Genomic DNA, 16,493 nt, shown 5'->3' with positions numbered 1-16,493 from the left:
GCGCCGACTAATTCGCCTTCGAAGCCCTTGCTAAAGCTGCAACCCCCCAAAAGGGCCCCAGAAAGCGCGAACAGTGATAATGCTAATAACTTATTCATGCCGCGCGGCGAGGTGCAACTGGTGGAGAAGGGCGTGAACGAGCGCGACACCGCCTACTGGGCCCAGATTCGGCCCGTGCCACTCTCGGCCGAAGAGCAGAAGGACTACCGCACCAAGGACAGCACCGAGGTCATCCGCCGCTCGCGCCCCTACCAGGATTCGATGGACCGCAAGCGTAACAAGTTCGAGCCCATCAACCTGGCAGTGGGCGGCTACACCTACCGTAACTCGTTCAAGCAGACCAGCTTCACGGTGGAGCCGGTGGCCAACATCTTGCAATACAACACCGTGGAAGGCGTGGTGGCCAACGCCCGCGTGGCATTTGCCAAGCGCACCGACGACAAGCGCTTCCTGACGCTGGCGCCGGTGCTGCGCTACGGCTTCAGCAACCGGCAGCTCAACCCCAGCCTGGCCCTCACCTGGCAGCTCGACCCAGTGGTGACGCGCCAGGTGGGCCTCGTGGCGGGCCGCACGGTGGAGAATTTCGACCGCAACTCGCAGCTCACGCCGGCCATCAATTCGATTTACACGCTGCTGGCCAACCGCAACTACGCCAAGCTGTACCGCCGCGACGGTGCGGAAATCAGCTTCCTCACCGAAGCCGTGAACGGCCTCACGCTGCGCACCACGGCCAGCTACTTCGACCGCCGCGAGCTATTCAACACCACCGACCGGCTGCTGCACGACGTGCCGGGCCGCGCCTTTACGCCCAACCAGCCCGTGGCCGAGGAGGCCCCCTGTGGCACCGGCTTCGGCCAAAGCAAGGCCCTCACCGTGGGCCTGGGCGTGGATTTCAAGCCCGGCCAGCGCTACATCAACCGGCCCGACGGCAAGTTCAACCTGGGCTCGAAGTGGCCCACCTTCAGCGTGCAAGGGCGCCTGGCCGTGCCGCACGTGCTCGGGGCCGACGTGCGCTACCTGCTGCTGCAAGCCGGCGTGGCCCAACGCATCGACCTGGGCCTGCTGGGCACCAGCACCTACCGGGTGGCGGTGGGCGGCTTCGTGGGCAAGCAGGAGGGCCTCACCTTCGCCGATTTTCGCCACTTCTCCGGCAACCGCACCCTGCTCACGGGCAACTTTACCGATTTCCAGCTGCTCGACTACTACCAGTACAGCACCCGCAGCGCCTACCAGGAGGCGCACTACAGCCACCACTTCAACGGCTTCATCTTCAACAAAGTCCCGCTGCTGCGCCAGCTAAAGTGGCAGGAAGTATTCTCCCTCAATTACTTACACACCGCCCAGGCCGGCCACTACGTGGAGCTGGGCGCGGGCATCGAGCACATCTTCAAGGTGCTGCGCGTCGATTTCTACACCGGCCTGCAATCGGGCCAGCGCATCGGCACTGGCATTCGCGCCGGGTACGGCTTCTGATATGAAGCGGGAGGTGGGAATTAAGGGCGGGCTGCCGGCTTTTCGCCGGCTGCCCGCTAATCGTTGCGCCCAGCTGAACGAGAAGTTTAGGGCCCCGGGGAGGCCGGGCAGCGGTGCAGCGATTACCGGGTAGCCGGCGAAAAGCCGGCAGCCCGGGCGCACCGGCGCGGTTATTTTATCTCTTCAAAATCAACGTATTCGCCGATGCGGTCGGAGCCTTTGTGGGGCGTGCTGGCCGTGGGCGGCACGTAGTCGACGTGCACCTGGCCGGGGGCGGGCGGCGGGCCGGCCGGGCGCTGAGGGCCCTGGGGCCCAAACGGCCCGCCGTTCATCGGGCCAAAGGGGCCCCCACCCTGCTGCTGGGCCTTGTGCACCTGCTGGCGCACGAAGCCGCCCAGGGCCGCCCGCATCAGGCTGGGCAGGATGTAGCGGATGAAGAAAAACGAGAGCAGCAGAATCAGCCAGAAGGACATACGCGAAGGTAGGAAACGGGGCGTTGGGGCCCGCTGGTAGCATAACGAAGGTTGGTGTATATTTGGTTTAACCCCCGCGGGGTGCGCCCCGGGTAGAGTCGTAACCATCGCCTAAATATTCGGTTATGCGCCACTTACTTTGGAGTATGTTGCTGGCCGGCCTGCTGCCGGCCGCCGCCGCCCGGGCCCAGCGCGTGTGCCCCGGCTACGTGGTGCTGGCCAACGGCGACAGCCTGCGCGGGGCCGTGCACCTGACCAGCGACTTCGAGCAGCAGCAGTTCGTGAAGTTCATTCCGCTGCACGCCGCCAGCACCAAGCCCTTGCGCCTGACCGATGCAGAAGTAGTGGCCTACGGCTACGTGCGGGGCCCCGACACGGTGCGCTACCGCAACTGCGGCCCCGACCTGGCCTCGGCGCCCGTGGTGCTGGCGGTAGGCCAGCGGGCCGCGCTGTTTCCCATTTCGCGGCTGCGGCTGGGGGCCCTGCTGCGGGTGCTGCAAGCCGGGCGGGTGCAGGCCTACGAGCGCTACATGCCCATCCGGGGCGGCAACTCGTTCTTCCGCGACGTGCTGCTGCGCACCGGCACCGGCTCGTTCGTGGGCACGTATTGGTGGAATTTCAGGCCCCGCGCCGCCGAGTATTTCGCCGATTGCCCCGCCCTGGCCGACGACCTGCGCGCCGGCCGCTACCCGCCCCGGGCCCTGCCGCTGGTGGTGCGTCGCTACAACGCCTGGTACAGCCAAAGCCACTGAACTTGGGTAGGTTCGAAAAAAATGTGGGCCCCAAAACCTGGTTTTTTTCAGCCATTGCCTTATCTTTGCGCTCCCAAGCGGCAATTGGCCGCCGGGAAATGCCTCTTTAGCTCAGTTGGTAGAGCAGCTCATTCGTAATGAGCAGGTCGTTGGTTCGAGTCCAATAAGAGGCTCACCGCCAAACAAAAAGCCCCCGGCAACGCAGTTGCCGGGGGCTTTTTGTTTGGGCCCTGGGGCCCCAGTAAGTTAGTCGTACTTGGCGCGGTACTTTTTCCCGGCCTTAGCGTCGGCGTGGCGGGCCTTGCGGCTGCTGTGCGTGGTCAGCAGCCCGATGCTGAAGGCCAGGATGGCGCCGCCCGCAATTTGCTGGGTGGGGCTGAGGCTGCGCACCCGCGCAACCACCTGCGAGCCCAGGTCGCGCAGCGGCTGCGGAATCTGCTCCAGCAGTTGGTCAACGTCAATGCTTTGCAGCCAATCCTTGCCTTGGTCCACGGCGTCGCCTACCTTTTGGGAAACGGCATCGGCTGTGTCTTCCAGCTTCTGGGAAGCGGTATTGGCAGCATCAGTTGCTTTGCCAGCCACGGTGTTGGCGCCGTCGGTAGCCTTATCAGCCACCGTATTGGCGGCGTCCGTGGCTTTAGAAGCAACGGTATTGGCGGCGTCAGTGGCGGCGTTGGCGGCGTCGTCAGCGTCTTGATGTGAGGAGGAGCGCATGGGGATAAGGAAGTGAGTGAAAAGATGCAGCTTGGGTGAGGCACAGTTATTCGCAAACCGGGGGTGGGAAGTTGCCTGTCCGCGCAGGTTTTCTGGCCGGGGACTGAACAGTACGCTGCTTCAGCGGTTCTGCTGCTGGCTTTTTGCCGCTTTGCGCTATTCTTCAAGTTTTTACTTTTGTAAATGGGTCGTTTTGATAATAAAGTTTGCTTCGTCACCGGGGCTACTTCGGGCATTGGGCGCGCTACGGCCTTGCAGTTGGCCCGCGAGGGCGGCTGCGTGGCGGCGATAGGCCGCGACGTGGCGGAGGGAAAATCGCTGACGGACGAGATTGAAAAAGCCGGCGGGCAGGTCCTGTTCATCAAAGCCGACGTGGGCATTGATGCCAACCTGGTGGCCGCCGTGGAGAAAACCCTGGCCAAGTGGAGCCGCATTGACGTGCTCATCAACGACGCGGCCATGATGACCTTTAAGCCGATCCTGGAAATGGACCCCGCCGACTGGGACACCGTGCTGAACGTGAACCTGCGGGCCCTGTTCCGGCTCTGCCAGCTGTGCCTGCCCCACATGAAGGGCGGCGCCATTGTGGCCATCAGCTCGGTGCACGCCTTCCAAACCACCCCCAACGTGGTGCCCTACGCCGCCAGCAAGGGCGCTATCGAGGCTTTTGTGCGGGGCCTCAGCCTCGAAATCCCGTTCGGCCACGCCCGCATCAACGCCGTAGCCCCGGGGGCCGTGGATACGCCTATGCTCTGGAACAACCCCAACATTGTGAACGGCACCGAAAAAGTAACCGGCCAGGTGGGTACGCCCAACGAGCTAGCCGCTGCCATCTGCTTCCTGGCCTCGCCCGAAGCCAACTTCATCAACGGCACCACGCTGGTGGTCGACGGCGGCCGGCTGGCGCAGCTGTAGGCTCACGCCAGGCACCAAGGCAGAAAGCGCCCTGGCCAATTTGGCCGGGGCGCTTTTTTGTGCGGGCTAGGCCAGTGGGGGCCCCCGCCGACGCGCAGGGCCAGCACCACGCGCCGGGCCTCGTCGCGCGCTTCCACCTCGTACTTGTTGTTGTAGTAGCCCACCCGCGCCGACTCGGCCAGGTAGCGGTAGAGGAAGGGCAGCAGGCCTTGCTCGCGGTACTGGCGCAGGTGCACGCGCTCGTGCGCCACCCATTCGGGGTCGGCCAGAAACTCGGCCCGGGTGGCCCCGCTCAGGTGCACCGTGCCGCCAATCACCATGGCCACGCGGGCGTTGCCGCCCAGCACCAGCCGGGCAATCCGGGCCAGCGGCGAGTGCACCCAAGTGCGGAGCGGTGCGTCGGTCATCGGGGAATAATCAAAAAATCGGGGAGCGCCATATACGGTGCATAATTATGGCCGGTTGCAGGCTGTTGTATGATTATTTTGAGGTAACGAATAACTTTGTTAATAAAATGATGGATTTGCCATTCTTATAGGCTGGCGGTACCAAAAGTTTGCCTTAGTTTTACCCGGCGGGGTGGTGGTACCATTTCCCAATTAATCACTACGCCGGTTCGCTTCACTCCCTGATTTCTGGCCGCCTGCGGCCTTGCCTATCGCCCAAGAAACGCTTTCTGCCGGTCTTTTCGCTCCCTTGCGAAACCCGGGCTTACCCCACCCATCCCGACGGATAATGAAAAACAGCCTGCTCTATTTCCTCGCCGCCGCCTCCCTGGTCCTTTCGTTTTGCTTTGAGCGCACCCCCGATGCTTCGCTCACGCCCCGCGCCCTCGATGCGCCGGCCGTGGCCGAAGCATCGCTGCTTTCGGGCCTGATGACGACCCCGGCCGCGCTGCCCGTGCCCACCACCAACCCCGACCTGGCCGCCGCCCGCGATTCGCTCGCCTACGGCTACTACGCCCAGACGCTGGGCCTGACGCTGGCCCACACCGAAAACAAGGGCTTGCTCCAGACCGTGACGGACTGGATCGGGACGCCTTACCGCTTCGGGGCCAGCTCGCGCCGCGGCACCGATTGCTCAGGGTTCGTGACGCGGGTGTTTAACGAGGTGTACGGCATTGTGCTCCAGCGCAGCTCGCGCTCCATGTTCGGGTCGGTGCAGCACGTGGCCAAGGCCGACATGCAAACCGGCGACCTGGTGTTCTTCCGCCACGGCAAGGGGGCCATCTACCACGTGGGCATCTACCTGAAAGATGGCAAGTTTGCCCACTCCTCGTGCAGCGACGGTGTGCGCGTTAGCTCGCTCAACGAAACGTACTACCACCGCAACTTTTACGCCGCTGGCCGCGTGCCCGCCGCTGCCCGCGCCGACGCCGCCGTGCTGGCCGAGGCCATCGCCAGTGCCGCCGACGCTCCGGCCACGGCCCAGCAATAGGGGGCCCCAGCCTTCGAAATAATACTAGCCCCGCACCCCGTGCGGGGCTTTTTTTGGACCTGGCAGCCGGGTAGCTGAACCCCGCCCCCGCGCAAGCGGTATAACGTCCTATGGGGCCCCTCGTTGGGGCCCCGGCTCACCTTCTCCCGACTCTTATGGATTCTCGTACCCCTCCTTCCGGTGCCGACGTGGCCGGCTCAGCCTTCTTCAAGAAATTCCTGGGCAAGGCCGAAAAGTACGTTCAGCAGCCCACGCTGCTGCGCAAGCTGCTCACCGACGCTTATACTAAAGCCCAACAAAAGAATGAGTTGGGCAGCCTGGCCCACGAGGCCTGGACGACCCTCCAGACGCTGTTCCGGCTCGTGCGGGCCTCGGTGGCCGGCGACTACACGGGCGTGCCGTCCAGCACGCTGCTGGCCGCGGTGGCCGTGCTGATCTACTTCATCAGCCCCATCGACCTCATCCCCGACTTCATTCCGGTGCTGGGCCTGGTCGACGACGTGGCCCTGGTGGCCTGGTTCTCGCTCACCATCAAAACCGAAATTGACAAGTTCCACGAGTGGGAGCTGACCCGCCCGCACGATGTGACGGCCCGCGCCGCCGCCCCGGGGCCCCACGAAGGCCTGGTGCCCGCGCCCGAATCAATTAAGCACGCCGGCACTACGCCGACGCCCGAGGGCCCCCATACCCCGCGCCCCGACGTGGCCGCCACCACCACCGACAGCAGCCGCGACGCCAGCCACGGCACCGTGAGTACCGGCGGCAACGTGCGCTAGGGGCCCAAGCAGACTTCTGTTGATGCCAAAAAGGCCCCGAAACTTGCGTTTCGGGGCCTTTTTATTTGAGAACCGCGTTGGGCGTTTGGGGCGCTTTAGGCGGCGGCGTGCTCGCGCACGAAGCGCACAAAGTCGCCCACCGTATAGAGGGGCACTTCGTCGGGAATGACGATGTGGAAGTTGCGCTCCAGCTCAAGGATGATGTCCACCACGTCCACCGTGTCGAAGCGCAGGTCGCGGGCTAAACTGGCGGTTTTGCGCACGCGCGACGCACGGATGGCCTTGCGCTTGCTAATGATGCGGAAGACTTGCTGCTCGATAGAAGCAGCGGGGTGAGCGGCGGTGGTAGACAAATACATGGGGCAGCAGAGCAGGCAGAAAGAAGGAGAAAACCGGTGCCGGGGCGAACAGCTCAACGACAAAGCAACCGAAAACGCATTCCGCCGACGCAGAGAATCGACGGAATGCATTTTTTAACCGGGAGAAGCTAAAAAAGTCTGGTGCAATTTTTAGGCCAGTACTGCTGGCGTTGCGGCATTTACCTCTTCTTCATCTACCTCGGAGGCGGGCGGCGGAGTGTTCTCGTCGCGCCCGGAGAAGAGGGCTAGGAACTTTTCGTTGAGCAAATACATCACCGGCACCACCAGCAGGGTGATGAGGGTGGCGAACGTAAGGCCGAAGATGATCGTCCAGGCCAGGGGGCCCCAGAACACCACCGACTCGCCGCCCAGATAAAAGTTTGGGTGGCCCGAGTTGAAGAGCTCGTAGAAGTCGATGTTCAGGCCGATGGCCAGCGGGATGAGGCCCAGCGTGGCGGCCGTGGCCGTGAGCACCACGGGGTTGAGGCGGGTGCGGCCGGCCAGCACCAGGGCGTCGTGCAGGCCCATGCCCTGGGCCCGCAGCATGTCGGTGAATTCAACGAGCAGAATGCCGTTCTTCACCACAATACCGGCCAGGGCAATTACGCCCACGCCCGTCATCACGATGCTGATGTTCATGCCCGAAACGGCCAGGCCCAGCATCACGCCGATGATGGAGAAAATGATTTCGGTGAGGATGATGAGCGGCTTGCTGACGGAGTTGAACTGCGTGACGAGCACCAGGAAGATGAGGGCGATGGCCCCCACGGCGGCAATGCCGAGGAAGTCGCTGGTTTCCTTCTGGTCTTCCTGGGCGCCGCCCATGCGCACGGTGTAGCCCGGCGGCGTGGGGAAGCTCTTGAGGGCCCGCTCCACGTTAGCCACCACGTCGGGGCCCGTGAAGCCGTTCAGCACGTTGGAGCTGATGGTGATGAGGCGGTGCGTGTCTTTGCGCTTAATGCCGCCGTAGGTGGTGCCGTAAGTCACGTCGGCCACAGCCGAGATGGGCACCTGACGCACCGAGCCGGTGGCGTCGCGGAAGGTGAGCGGGGCGTTCACGATGGCCCCCACGTCGTCGCGGTAAGGCTTGGCGTAGCGCACCTGGATGGGGTATTCGTCGTCGGGGGTTTTGAATTTGCTGGCCTCAAAGCCGTAAATGGCCGTGCGCACCTCCGAGCCAATCTGGGCCGTGGTGATGCCCTCGCGGTTGGCGCGGGTGCGGTTGATGCTCACCCCGATTTCAGGGTTGCGGTCCTGCAAGTCGGAGCGGAGGTCCTCAATGCCGCCAATTTTCAGCGAGTCCACGTAGCGCTCCACTTTCTTGCTCAGCGCAGCCAGCTTGGGGTAGTCGTCGCCGCTTACCTCGATGGCCACGGCCTTGCCCTGTGGCGGGCCGCTCGATTCCTGGTCCACTGATATGTCGGCGCCGGGAATGCCTTTTACAGCCTCGCGGATGTCGTCCATATAAATGTGGGTGGCCTGGCCCTTGCGCTCGCTCAGCTCCTTAAAGGCTACGCCCACCTTGCCCAGGTGCGACTGCGAGGTGCCGGCCGCGGTGGCTTCGCTGGGGTCGCCGGCGCCGATGGCCACGTTGGTAATCACCGATTCCACATCGGGGTTGTTGCGGCCGATGACTTTGTACACGCGCTTTTCCAGCTCGCGGGTCACCGAGTCGGTCACCTCCACGCGAGTGCCCACCGGCATTTGCAGGTAGGTGTAGATGAATTTGGGGTCGCCCTTGGGGAAGAAGTCCACCTTGGGCTTGCGGGCCCCCACGGCCACCACGCTGATGACGCCCAGGACCAGCAGGCCGGCCAGGATGGCCCCTTGGCGCCACACCGTGCCGCCCACGGCCAGCTCCACCAGGCGGGCGTAGCCGTTCTGGAAGCGGGGCAGTAAGCTGCGCTGGAAGCCGGCAATCATGTACACGAATACGTACTTATCGAGCAGGCACAGCGCGATGATGGCCAGCATCAGGTTGCCGAAGAACTTGGAGCCGGATACGTAGCCGCCTACCGCCGCCAGCAGCAGCACGCCCATGCCGATGAGGAAGCCGCGCGTCAGCTTGGGGGTTTCCACGCGGTCGAGGTGCTCCTCGCGCTGCATGAAGCTCACGGCAAACACCGGGTTCATGATGAAGGCCACGATGAGTGAGGCCCCCAGCGTGAGGATGAGGGTAACCGGCAAGTAGAACATAAACGAGCCCACGATGCCGGGCCAGAACATTAGCGGCACGAACGGCGCGACCGTGGTGAGCGTGCCGGCCAACACCGGGATGAACACTTCGCCGGCCGCGAGCTTGGCGGCCTGGGCGGTGCTCAGGTTGGGGTGCTCGTGCAGCATGCGGTGGGTGTTTTCAATCACCACAATGGCGTCGTCCACCACAATGCCCAGCGCCAGGAGGAAGGCGAAGAGCACAATCATGTTCAGCGAAAAGTCCAGCGTGGGCAGCATCACGAAGGCTAGGAACATGCTCAGCGGCACCGACAGGCCCACGAACAGGGCGTTGGTGGTGCCCATGAAGAACATGAGGATCAGCGTCACCAGCAGGAAGCCGATGATGATGGTGTTGATCAGGTCGTTGAGGGTGTTGCGAGTCTCGTTCGACGAGTCGCCCGTGACCGTAATTTTCAGACCCTTGGGCAGGCTCGCTTCCGAGTCTTTGATGACCTGGTGGATCTTGTCCGAGGCGTCGAGCAGGTTCTCGCCCTGGCGCTTCACCACGTTCAGCGTCACGGTGGGGTTGCCGTCGAGGCGGGCGTAGCTCTCGCGGTCCTTGAAGCCGTCGGCCACCGCGGCAATGTCGCCGAGGCGCACCGGGGCCCCGCGCAGGTTCTTAATCTGGATGTTGGCAATGTCGGCGGCGTTCACGTACTGGCCGGCCACGCGCACGGCGCGCTTTTGAGCCCCCACGTCGATGCTGCCGCCCGAGACCGTGATGTTCTCGCGGGCAATGGCGCTTTCGATGTCGGTGAAGCTCAGCTGCGAAGCCTGCAACTTGTACAGGTCCACGTCCACGTTCACTTGCTGCTCCAGGGCCCCCACGATGTCGACGCGGGTGATTTCGGGCAGCGCCTCGATCTTGTCCTGGAAGTCGTCGGCCAGCTTTTTGAGCTGCGCCGCGGGCAGGTTGCCGCTCAAGTTGACGTACATAATCGGCTGCTCGGAGATGTTCACCTCCTTCACCAGCGGCGCCGTGGGCAGGTCGTTGGGCAGCTCGGTGCTGGCCTTGTCCACGGCGTCCTTGATGAGCTGCTTGGCGGCTTGCACGTCCACGTTCGAGTTAAACTCTACGTCCACGATGCAGTAGTCCTGGTTCGAGGTGGAGCTGATTTTCTTCACCCCGTTCACGCTCTTGATTTCCTTTTCGAGCTGGCGCGTTACTAGGTTCTCAATGTCCGTGGGCGACGTGCCGGGGTACACCGTGGCCACGATGATGCGCGGAATCACGATGTCGGGAAACTTCTCCTTGCCCAGCTTCACGTAGGCAAACAGGCCGGCAATCGTCAGCATCAGGGTGATGATGTAGATGCTGGTTTTGTTGTTGATGGACCAACTGGTGGGCCCAAACTCCTTTTCAATATCTTGCATAACAGGTAGTTGCTAGTTGAGGGAGTGGATTTAGCTGATTTTCAGCGGCTGGCCTTCGTTCAGGTTTTGGTAGCCGGCCGATATGACTTCGTCGCCGGCCTTCAGGCCGCTGGTTACTTCTTGCTTGCCGTTGTAAGTCTGGCCAGTTTTGATGATGCGCTTGGCGGCCACGGCCTTGCCGCCGGTGCGGTTCACCACCAGCACGTAGGCGTTTTCTTCGTCGTGCTGCACCAGGTCCACGGGCAGCACGGTGGCGTTGCTGCTGCCGTAGTTTTTGATGCGCACCGTGGCCACCATGTTGGGGCGCAGGCGGTTGGCTTTGTCGGCTGGCAGGCGCAGCTCCACGGTGAACGTGCGGCTGGTGGCCGAAATGGTGCGGCTCACGGTGCGCACGGTGCTCGCAATTTCCTCCTGGCCCACGTCGGGCAGCGTCACCAGGGCCTTGTCGCCGGCCTTGATGCTGCCGGCGTAGGCCTCACTCACGTCGGCCAGCACCTTGCCGCCCTTGCCGCTGTTCAGCTGCACCACCGGGGCCCCGGGGGCCACGGTTTCGCCCAGCTTCGGAATCACGTTATCGACCACGCCGGCGTAGGGCGCCACTACGTTGTACAGGGCCCGTTGCTGCTGCTGGGTGGCGAGGCTGCGTTGCAGGCCCTCGTAGGTGTTCTTGGCTTGCAGGTACTGCACCTCGGTGCCAATCTGCTGCTTCCACAGGCCGGCCTGCTTCTGGTAGATGATCTTGGCGAGGTCGAGGCGGGTGCGCAGCTCGGCAATGTTGGCGTCCAGAATGCTGGCGTCTACCGTGGCTAGTACCTGGCCTTTGCTTACCCGGTCGCCGCGCACCACGCGCACGCTGGTGAGGGTGCCGGCGGCCCGGGCCCCCACGGTGGCGTTTTGGTCGAAGTCCACGCGGCCCTGCACTTCGAGGTAGCCGGCGAAGTTCTCGGGGGCCACCTTCAGCACCGATACTGGCGTGGCGGCGTTGGCCGCATCCTTGGCCCCGGCGCCGGTTTTGGCTTCGAGGTCGGCGATTTTGGCTTGGGTGGCGGCCTGCTCGGCCTTCAGCTTGGTGAGCTCGGCGTTGGGGTCTTTGCCGCCGCCGCACGAGGCGAGGGCAACGGCGACAGTGGCGGAGAGCAGAAAGGTAGTAGGGCGCATAAAAATAGAAGTCATGGCGGTTCAGGGGTGCTTACTTGGCTTGCTGGTAGAGCTCGCCGGTGGCCTTGTCGCGGTCCACCTTGGCCACCAGCACGTCGTAGATGGCAGCGTAGTAGTTGGTTTGGGCCTCACGGAGCGAGGTTTCGGCCGTGATAACTTCAATGTTCGAGCCCACGCCGGCGTTGAATTTGATGCGCGTCACGCGGGCCACGTCGGCGGCCAACGTCAGGTTGTCCTTCTGGTTGTCGAGCACGTCCAGGGCGTTGACGAGCGTGGTGCGGCTCTGCGCATCTTGTAAGTCAATGCTTTGGCGCAAAGTTTCGAGGCCACGTTCAATGGTTTGCTGGGCAATGCGCGCCTGCTGCACCTGGTAGTGGCGGCGGAAGCCGTCGAACACCGGCATGGTTAGGGCCAGGCCCACGTTGCCAAAGCCAAACCAGTTCTGGTTTATGAGACCATTCGGAGAGAGCGGTGTCGGCGCGGTGCGCGAGTCGGGGCCCCGGAAGGCAAACAAGTCCTTCACCGCGTTAGCCGAGCCGGTGAAGCCGTAGGCGGCCGTCAGGCTGAGGCGCGGGTAGGCCCCGGCGGTGCGGTTGCGCAGGTCGAGGCCGGCGAGGGCCTGCTGGGTTTGCAGCGTCGAGAACTCGATGCGGTTGTTGTAGTTGAAGGCGGCGTCGGCTTGCACCGGCTGGCCGTTGTTGATGCCCGGGGCGGGCGCCACGGGGGCTCCTGCGTCGGTGCCGGTCGGCGGGGTGGGCAGGGCCCCTAGGCCGTCGGCGCCGCCCCCGGTGCTGAAGCTGGCCGCGCCCAAGCGCTGGCGCAGGGCCCCGGCGTCCACCACCGCGGCGTTCAGCGAGTCGGTCAGCGTCACAAGCTGGGCCTGGGGCAAGCCCATCTGGAACTTCAGCAGGGCAATGCTTAACTCGGTGAGGCGCTGGGCCTTCTGCTGCTCCACCACCAGGTTGTTGCGCTGCACGCGCAGGCGGTCCACGTCGAGCTTCTCGGCAAAGCCGGCCTTGAACGTCTGGTTGGTTTGGTAGAGCACCGTGTCGAGGCGCTGCACGTTGCGGGCCAGCAGCGCGAGGCGCGAGCGGGCCACCAGCGTGCTGTAGTAGGCCTTGCTCACCTGCTCCACCACGTCAATTTCGGCCTGCTGGGTTTGCTTCTTCGACAGCTCTTGGTACACCTTAGCGGCCTTGAGGCCGATGAGGTACGAGCCGTCGAAGAGCTGCTGCGAGAACGAGGCCGACGTGTTGCCCGCGTATTGCAGGCCGAATGCTATCGGCGTGGGCGCCGAGGGCGCCTTCTCCCCGTAAGCGGGGCTCAGCGTCACGGCCTGGCCCGACTGGGCGGCGGCAATGTCGCGCTGCGTGAGGGTGGTACCGCTGAGCGGGGCCCCGGCAAACGCGCCAAAGTCCGTCAGGCTCTTTTGCAGCTTGAAGTTGTCGGCCAGGTTGGCCGCCACGCTCAGCTGGGGCAGGCCCTGGGCCTTGATTTCGCCCACCTTGGCGGCGGCCGTTTGCTCGGCCAGGCGCGTGCTCAGCAGGCTCGACTTGGTCTGCACGGCGTAGCGGATGGCCTGCGGCAGGCTCAGCGCCAGGGGGCCGCCGGTGCCCAGCACGGGCGGGGGGCCCTGGGGCGTTTGGGCCAGCAGCGCCAGCGGGGCCAGGCCCAGCAGGGCAGCCCCCAGCCAGTGCCGGGGTCGTTGCAACGTCTTGTTCATCAGTGAAAAAAGGGTAGGGGGTGTGGGGCAGAGGCAGGCCGCTTATTCGTCCTCTGTGATGTGTTGGTAGTGGTTGAAGAGGCGGTGGCCCTTGAGGGTGGCGACCCCCAGCAGGAAGTGCTCGTCGAACACGCGGTTGACGCGGATGGCCCCGAACTGCGCGGGCGGGTACAGGTCGATGTCGAACGAGAGTTCAATCTGGGCCAGGTTCAGGCGGGCCAGCACGTCCACGTCGAGGTCGGCGCGGAACAGGCCCTCGGCGATGCCGCGGCGCAGGTTGCGGATGATTTGGTCGAGGATGAACGTGTTTTTATGGGCCGAAAACAGGGCCCAAGCGGCCGGGTGGTACTTGCGCAGGTCGTAGAAAATGCTCGGGTGGATGCCGCTGAACTGCTGCTCAGCCCAGTGCGAAATGTCAAGCATTTCCTTCACCGCGTCGGCCGCGTGGCCCGCCATGCGCGTGCACTCGCCCTGCGACTTGCCCAGGTGCTGGGAGATGACACCGAGCACGATGTCGTCCTTGTTGGTGAAGGTTTTGTAGAGCGTTTTTTTCGACATGGCCAGGTCGGCGGCGATGTCGTCCATGCTCACGCTTTTAATACCGTTGTGCAGGAATAGGCTCCCGGCGTGCTGTAAGATGCGGTCTTTGATTTCCATAAGCGACGCGGCAAAGATACGATGGAAACTTTAAACGGATTCAAAGTTTCCATTAACTTTTTGTGACGTTGCGTGCAGGTCGGCCGGGGCTCCGCACCGGGGCTTGACGGGCAGCCCCGGAAAATATTTTACCACTTTGCCAATTATCCCGCCCCGCCGGCTGTTCCGAGTCACTGCCTTTCTTCCTTTCCCGATGTTCAACACCGACAAAACGCCCAAAACCTACACGCCCGGCGAGGCCCTGCAAAAAATCGCCGCCTTCTGCGCCTACCAGGAGCGCACCCAAAAAGAAGTGGAGCAAAAGCTGCGCTCCTACGGCCTCGACGAGGACGAAGCCGGCGAAATCATCATCCGCCTGAGCCGCGAAAAGCTACTCGACGAAGAGCGTTTCGCCCAGGCCTTTGTGCGTGGCCACTACCGCCACAAGCAGTGGGGCCGCCGCCGCATTGTGCAGGAGCTGAAGCAGAAAGGCATTAGCGAGTACTGCATCAAGTCGGGGATGAAGGAAATCGACGGCGAGGAATACTACCAGAACCTGGTGGCCGTGCTTGAGAAGAAGGCCCGCCAGGAAAAGGAGAAAAACCCGCGCGTGCGGCGCCAGAAAATCAGCGTCTACCTCACCGGCAAAGGCTACGAGCAGGACCTGATCAAAATTGCCCTCGACGAGCACGCCGCCGCCGAAGCCGCTGAGGACGAGTAGACCCGCCGCCGGTAGCGCCCCCGGGGCCCTATTTCGCCGCGGCCACGGGCGTTACCGAGAAGTCTTCGAACTCGACTGGAAAACCTTTGCCGTTGGGCGCGGCGCACATCAGACCGATTTGTACTTTCTGGCCGGGGGTGGGCGGGAAGTAGGCCAGGCGCAGCATTTTGAAGTCCCGATTGTCGAAGGAATACTGGATTTCTACGTAGTCGCCCTTGCGCAGCAGCGTCAGCCACACGGTCGGCGGGCTGTCTTGCCGGGGCACCACCGACCAGTCGGATACTTCGCGCGTGACGACGGCGCTCACGTTCTGCACGCCCTTCACGTACTCGATGCCGGTCTTGATCCAGTTCTTCTCGTCGAGCCGGATCATCAGGCCCGCCTGGTCGTAGAGTTCGCGGTAGTGGCCGGTTATCTTCACCTTGGCCAGGAAGTCGCCCGCCTGTTCCTGGTAGTAGAAATGGCCGTTGTCGCGGATGAAGCCGTAGTGCGTCACGCGCCAAAAGTCCGTGCCGCCGTCCACCTGCACCTGCACCTTGCCGGCAGTGACGGTGGCTTTTTTGGGCGCGTTCAGCCAGCGCATGTTGGCCAGGGATTGGGCTCCGGCTGGGGCCCCCAGAGCCAGTAGCAAACCGCTCATCAGTAAGGTTTTCATAAGGAAGTAGGGGAAAGGTAAAGGTAGGTTTTAACCCTTGCGGCCGAACGTGGGCAGCTCCAGGCGCTGGCCCAGCACCACGCGCCGCCCGGTGAGGGTGTGCAGCAGGGGCACCAGAATTTGCTGGGCGTTGCGCTGGGTTTCGGCCAGGATGCCCGACTGGAGCGCCGCGGTGCGCACCTGGGCCTCGGCGTACTTGTAGCCCTGGTCCACAAGGTCGGCGTCTTGGAAGAAGCCGTTTTCGGTGCTGAACACCCGGCTCTGGTCGTGCCGCACCTGGAAGTTGCACAGCTCGGGTGCGGGCAGAAACACGCGCACCACCGAGTCGCCCTCCAGCACCACGTCCTGGGGCCGGATTTTGCGCAGGTCGAGGCAGCCGGTGGCTTCGCCGGCCACAATCAGGGCCACCTTGGCGTCGGGCAGCAGGGTGATGCGATTGGCGCGCTTGTACTCCACCACGTCTTTGAAGCGGTAGCGCACCAGCTCCAGCTTGCCCAGGGCCTCCACCTGGGTGAGGACGGTGTTGTGGGTCACGGTCACGCGCGGCTCCTGCACCAGCGGGTTGAGTCCGTCGAGTGCGGGCCCCACTTTCTTCCACAGGAACCAGCCGAGGGCCACTAAAAACAACAGCGGCACGAGGCGGCGAATCAGACGGACGAGGTTCATACGGGCTTGAATACGGCGGCGGGGCCGCGCCGTTGGGCCCTAGTTTTGCGGGGTATGCAATTTCCCTTGGTTGTTCAGCGGCTGGCCCGGCGCCTGGGGCCTCACCACCGGGCCCTGCTAGGGGCCCTGTGGGTGCTGGCGCAGGCCAGCTTTTTGTGGAAATTCCGCGGCCCGCACCTGGCCAACGACAGCTACAATTACCTTGATTACGCCGCCGCCATTGCCGGGCGCGGGCACTTCGGGCCCGGCCACTACCGGCGCTACCTGCTGTACCCGCTGTTTGAAAGCGCCTGGCTGTGGCTGGGGGCGGGGCCGTGGGGCATCGTGGTGGGGCAAGTGGTGCTGTCGGGCCTGGCCGCCGGGGCCCTGTACGGGGCCGTGCGGCGGCTGGCGGGCGGGGCCTGGGGCCCGGCGGCGCTGGCCACCGGCCGCCAAGTAGCAGAA

General features: G+C 63.8%; 16 protein-coding genes, 1 tRNA gene and 1 pseudogene. 8 read left to right on the top strand and 10 right to left on the bottom strand.

The window, feature by feature from the left end; genetic code table 11:
* Positions 1–96: 96 nt before the first annotated feature.
* Positions 97–1,473, top strand: coding sequence for a DUF5686 family C-terminal domain-containing protein (locus tag BEN49_RS01690; RefSeq protein ID WP_070739862.1), 1,377 nt, complete (start codon positions 97–99; stop codon positions 1,471–1,473).
* Between the two features lie 170 nt (positions 1,474–1,643).
* Here the strand turns inward: BEN49_RS01690 and BEN49_RS01685 are convergent, their stop codons facing one another.
* Positions 1,644–1,946 (bottom strand): hypothetical protein, encoded by a 303-nt coding sequence (locus tag BEN49_RS01685; RefSeq protein ID WP_070739859.1) that lies wholly within the window; start codon positions 1,944–1,946, stop codon positions 1,644–1,646.
* A gap of 125 nt (positions 1,947–2,071) precedes the next feature.
* Between BEN49_RS01685 and BEN49_RS01680 the strand changes: the two genes are divergently transcribed.
* On the top strand, positions 2,072–2,698 hold the full coding sequence (locus BEN49_RS01680) for a hypothetical protein (RefSeq protein WP_125916409.1): 627 nt from the start codon (positions 2,072–2,074) through the stop codon (positions 2,696–2,698).
* A gap of 100 nt (positions 2,699–2,798) precedes the next feature.
* Positions 2,799–2,871 (top strand) — tRNA-Thr (locus tag BEN49_RS01675).
* 73 nt (positions 2,872–2,944) lie between these two features.
* Here the strand turns inward: BEN49_RS01675 and BEN49_RS01670 are convergent.
* Positions 2,945–3,412, bottom strand: a complete 468-nt coding sequence (locus tag BEN49_RS01670) for a hypothetical protein (protein ID WP_070739853.1) — start codon at positions 3,410–3,412, stop codon at positions 2,945–2,947.
* A 183-nt stretch (positions 3,413–3,595) separates the two neighbouring features.
* Between BEN49_RS01670 and BEN49_RS01665 the strand changes: the two genes are divergently transcribed.
* Positions 3,596–4,327 (top strand): SDR family NAD(P)-dependent oxidoreductase, encoded by a 732-nt coding sequence (locus BEN49_RS01665; protein WP_070739851.1) that lies wholly within the window; start codon positions 3,596–3,598, stop codon positions 4,325–4,327.
* A gap of 2 nt (positions 4,328–4,329) precedes the next feature.
* On the opposite strand, the gene BEN49_RS01660 is transcribed toward BEN49_RS01665, so the two are convergent.
* Positions 4,330–4,734, bottom strand: coding sequence for a hypothetical protein (locus BEN49_RS01660; protein ID WP_070739848.1), 405 nt, complete (start codon positions 4,732–4,734; stop codon positions 4,330–4,332).
* Positions 4,735–5,062: 328 nt separating this feature from the next.
* Here BEN49_RS01660 and BEN49_RS01655 point away from each other — a divergent pair, with 328 nt between their 5' ends.
* Together BEN49_RS01655 and BEN49_RS31130 are read left to right on the top strand one after the other, a co-directional pair.
* Positions 5,063–5,764 (top strand): C40 family peptidase, encoded by a 702-nt coding sequence (locus BEN49_RS01655; RefSeq protein ID WP_070739845.1) that lies wholly within the window; start codon positions 5,063–5,065, stop codon positions 5,762–5,764.
* Between the two features lie 410 nt (positions 5,765–6,174).
* A pseudogene (locus BEN49_RS31130) lies at positions 6,175–6,277 on the top strand (YkvA family protein); the annotation flags it as partial.
* Between the two features lie 358 nt (positions 6,278–6,635).
* Here BEN49_RS31130 and BEN49_RS01645 read toward each other — a convergent pair.
* From BEN49_RS01645 to BEN49_RS01625, 5 genes are all read right to left on the bottom strand, one after another.
* The gene (locus tag BEN49_RS01645) at positions 6,636–6,899 is read right to left on the bottom strand and encodes an acyl carrier protein (protein ID WP_070739839.1); all 264 of its coding nucleotides are present in this window, start codon (positions 6,897–6,899) and stop codon (positions 6,636–6,638) included.
* A gap of 150 nt (positions 6,900–7,049) precedes the next feature.
* Complete coding sequence (locus tag BEN49_RS01640) at positions 7,050–10,490, bottom strand: efflux RND transporter permease subunit (protein WP_070739835.1); 3,441 nt, start codon at positions 10,488–10,490, stop codon at positions 7,050–7,052.
* 30 nt (positions 10,491–10,520) lie between these two features.
* Positions 10,521–11,648 carry an efflux RND transporter periplasmic adaptor subunit gene (locus BEN49_RS01635; RefSeq protein ID WP_094123086.1) on the bottom strand — a complete coding sequence of 376 codons (1,128 nt, stop codon included), beginning with the start codon at positions 11,646–11,648 and terminating at the stop codon, positions 10,521–10,523.
* A gap of 31 nt (positions 11,649–11,679) precedes the next feature.
* On the bottom strand, positions 11,680–13,371 hold the full coding sequence (locus BEN49_RS01630) for a TolC family protein (protein ID WP_070739830.1): 1,692 nt from the start codon (positions 13,369–13,371) through the stop codon (positions 11,680–11,682).
* 42 nt (positions 13,372–13,413) lie between these two features.
* Positions 13,414–14,028 (bottom strand): TetR/AcrR family transcriptional regulator, encoded by a 615-nt coding sequence (locus tag BEN49_RS01625; protein ID WP_070739827.1) that lies wholly within the window; start codon positions 14,026–14,028, stop codon positions 13,414–13,416.
* Between the two features lie 193 nt (positions 14,029–14,221).
* Between BEN49_RS01625 and BEN49_RS01620 the strand changes: the two genes are divergently transcribed.
* A complete protein-coding gene (locus BEN49_RS01620; protein ID WP_070739824.1) occupies positions 14,222–14,728 on the top strand; it encodes a regulatory protein RecX in 507 nt (168 codons plus the stop codon).
* A 28-nt stretch (positions 14,729–14,756) separates the two neighbouring features.
* Here BEN49_RS01620 and BEN49_RS01615 read toward each other — a convergent pair whose 3' ends face one another.
* Together BEN49_RS01615 and BEN49_RS01610 are read right to left on the bottom strand one after the other, a co-directional pair.
* On the bottom strand, positions 14,757–15,383 hold the full coding sequence (locus BEN49_RS01615) for a DUF1349 domain-containing protein (RefSeq protein ID WP_239691770.1): 627 nt from the start codon (positions 15,381–15,383) through the stop codon (positions 14,757–14,759).
* 30 nt (positions 15,384–15,413) lie between these two features.
* Positions 15,414–16,049, bottom strand: a complete 636-nt coding sequence (locus BEN49_RS01610) for a DUF4230 domain-containing protein (RefSeq protein WP_070739821.1) — start codon at positions 16,047–16,049, stop codon at positions 15,414–15,416.
* A 54-nt stretch (positions 16,050–16,103) separates the two neighbouring features.
* Here BEN49_RS01610 and BEN49_RS01605 point away from each other — a divergent pair.
* Positions 16,104–16,493, top strand: a 390-nt coding sequence (locus BEN49_RS01605; protein ID WP_204376026.1) for a hypothetical protein, incomplete at its 3' end; no start/stop codon positions are given.

The organism is Hymenobacter coccineus, assembly GCF_001816125.1.
Taxonomy (GTDB): Bacteria; Bacteroidota; Bacteroidia; order Cytophagales; family Hymenobacteraceae; genus Hymenobacter; species Hymenobacter coccineus.
The sequence above is the reverse complement of the archived record's forward strand: the minus strand, read 5'-3'. Positions and strand labels throughout refer to the sequence as shown.

What these genes read in the sequence shown, in the direction of transcription:
- BEN49_RS01665 (WP_070739851.1), top strand. Translation starts at nt 3,596, where the DNA reads ATGGGTCGTTTTGATAATAAAGTTTGCTTCGTCACCGGGGCTACTTCG.
- BEN49_RS01690 (WP_070739862.1), top strand. Translation starts at nt 97, where the DNA reads ATGCCGCGCGGCGAGGTGCAACTGGTGGAGAAGGGCGTGAACGAGCGC.
- BEN49_RS01620 (WP_070739824.1), top strand. Translation starts at nt 14,222, where the DNA reads ATGTTCAACACCGACAAAACGCCCAAAACCTACACGCCCGGCGAGGCC.
- BEN49_RS01615 (WP_239691770.1), bottom strand. Translation starts at nt 15,383, where the DNA reads ATGAAAACCTTACTGATGAGCGGTTTGCTACTGGCTCTGGGGGCCCCA.
- BEN49_RS01625 (WP_070739827.1), bottom strand. Translation starts at nt 14,028, where the DNA reads ATGGAAATCAAAGACCGCATCTTACAGCACGCCGGGAGCCTATTCCTG.
- BEN49_RS01660 (WP_070739848.1), bottom strand. Translation starts at nt 4,734, where the DNA reads ATGACCGACGCACCGCTCCGCACTTGGGTGCACTCGCCGCTGGCCCGG.
- BEN49_RS01685 (WP_070739859.1), bottom strand. Translation starts at nt 1,946, where the DNA reads ATGTCCTTCTGGCTGATTCTGCTGCTCTCGTTTTTCTTCATCCGCTAC.
- BEN49_RS01670 (WP_070739853.1), bottom strand. Translation starts at nt 3,412, where the DNA reads ATGCGCTCCTCCTCACATCAAGACGCTGACGACGCCGCCAACGCCGCC.
- BEN49_RS01635 (WP_094123086.1), bottom strand. Translation starts at nt 11,648, where the DNA reads ATGCGCCCTACTACCTTTCTGCTCTCCGCCACTGTCGCCGTTGCCCTC.
- BEN49_RS01610 (WP_070739821.1), bottom strand. Translation starts at nt 16,049, where the DNA reads ATGAACCTCGTCCGTCTGATTCGCCGCCTCGTGCCGCTGTTGTTTTTA.
- BEN49_RS01680 (WP_125916409.1), top strand. Translation starts at nt 2,072, where the DNA reads ATGCGCCACTTACTTTGGAGTATGTTGCTGGCCGGCCTGCTGCCGGCC.
- BEN49_RS01630 (WP_070739830.1), bottom strand. Translation starts at nt 13,371, where the DNA reads ATGAACAAGACGTTGCAACGACCCCGGCACTGGCTGGGGGCTGCCCTG.
- BEN49_RS01655 (WP_070739845.1), top strand. Translation starts at nt 5,063, where the DNA reads ATGAAAAACAGCCTGCTCTATTTCCTCGCCGCCGCCTCCCTGGTCCTT.
- BEN49_RS01640 (WP_070739835.1), bottom strand. Translation starts at nt 10,490, where the DNA reads ATGCAAGATATTGAAAAGGAGTTTGGGCCCACCAGTTGGTCCATCAAC.
- BEN49_RS01645 (WP_070739839.1), bottom strand. Translation starts at nt 6,899, where the DNA reads ATGTATTTGTCTACCACCGCCGCTCACCCCGCTGCTTCTATCGAGCAG.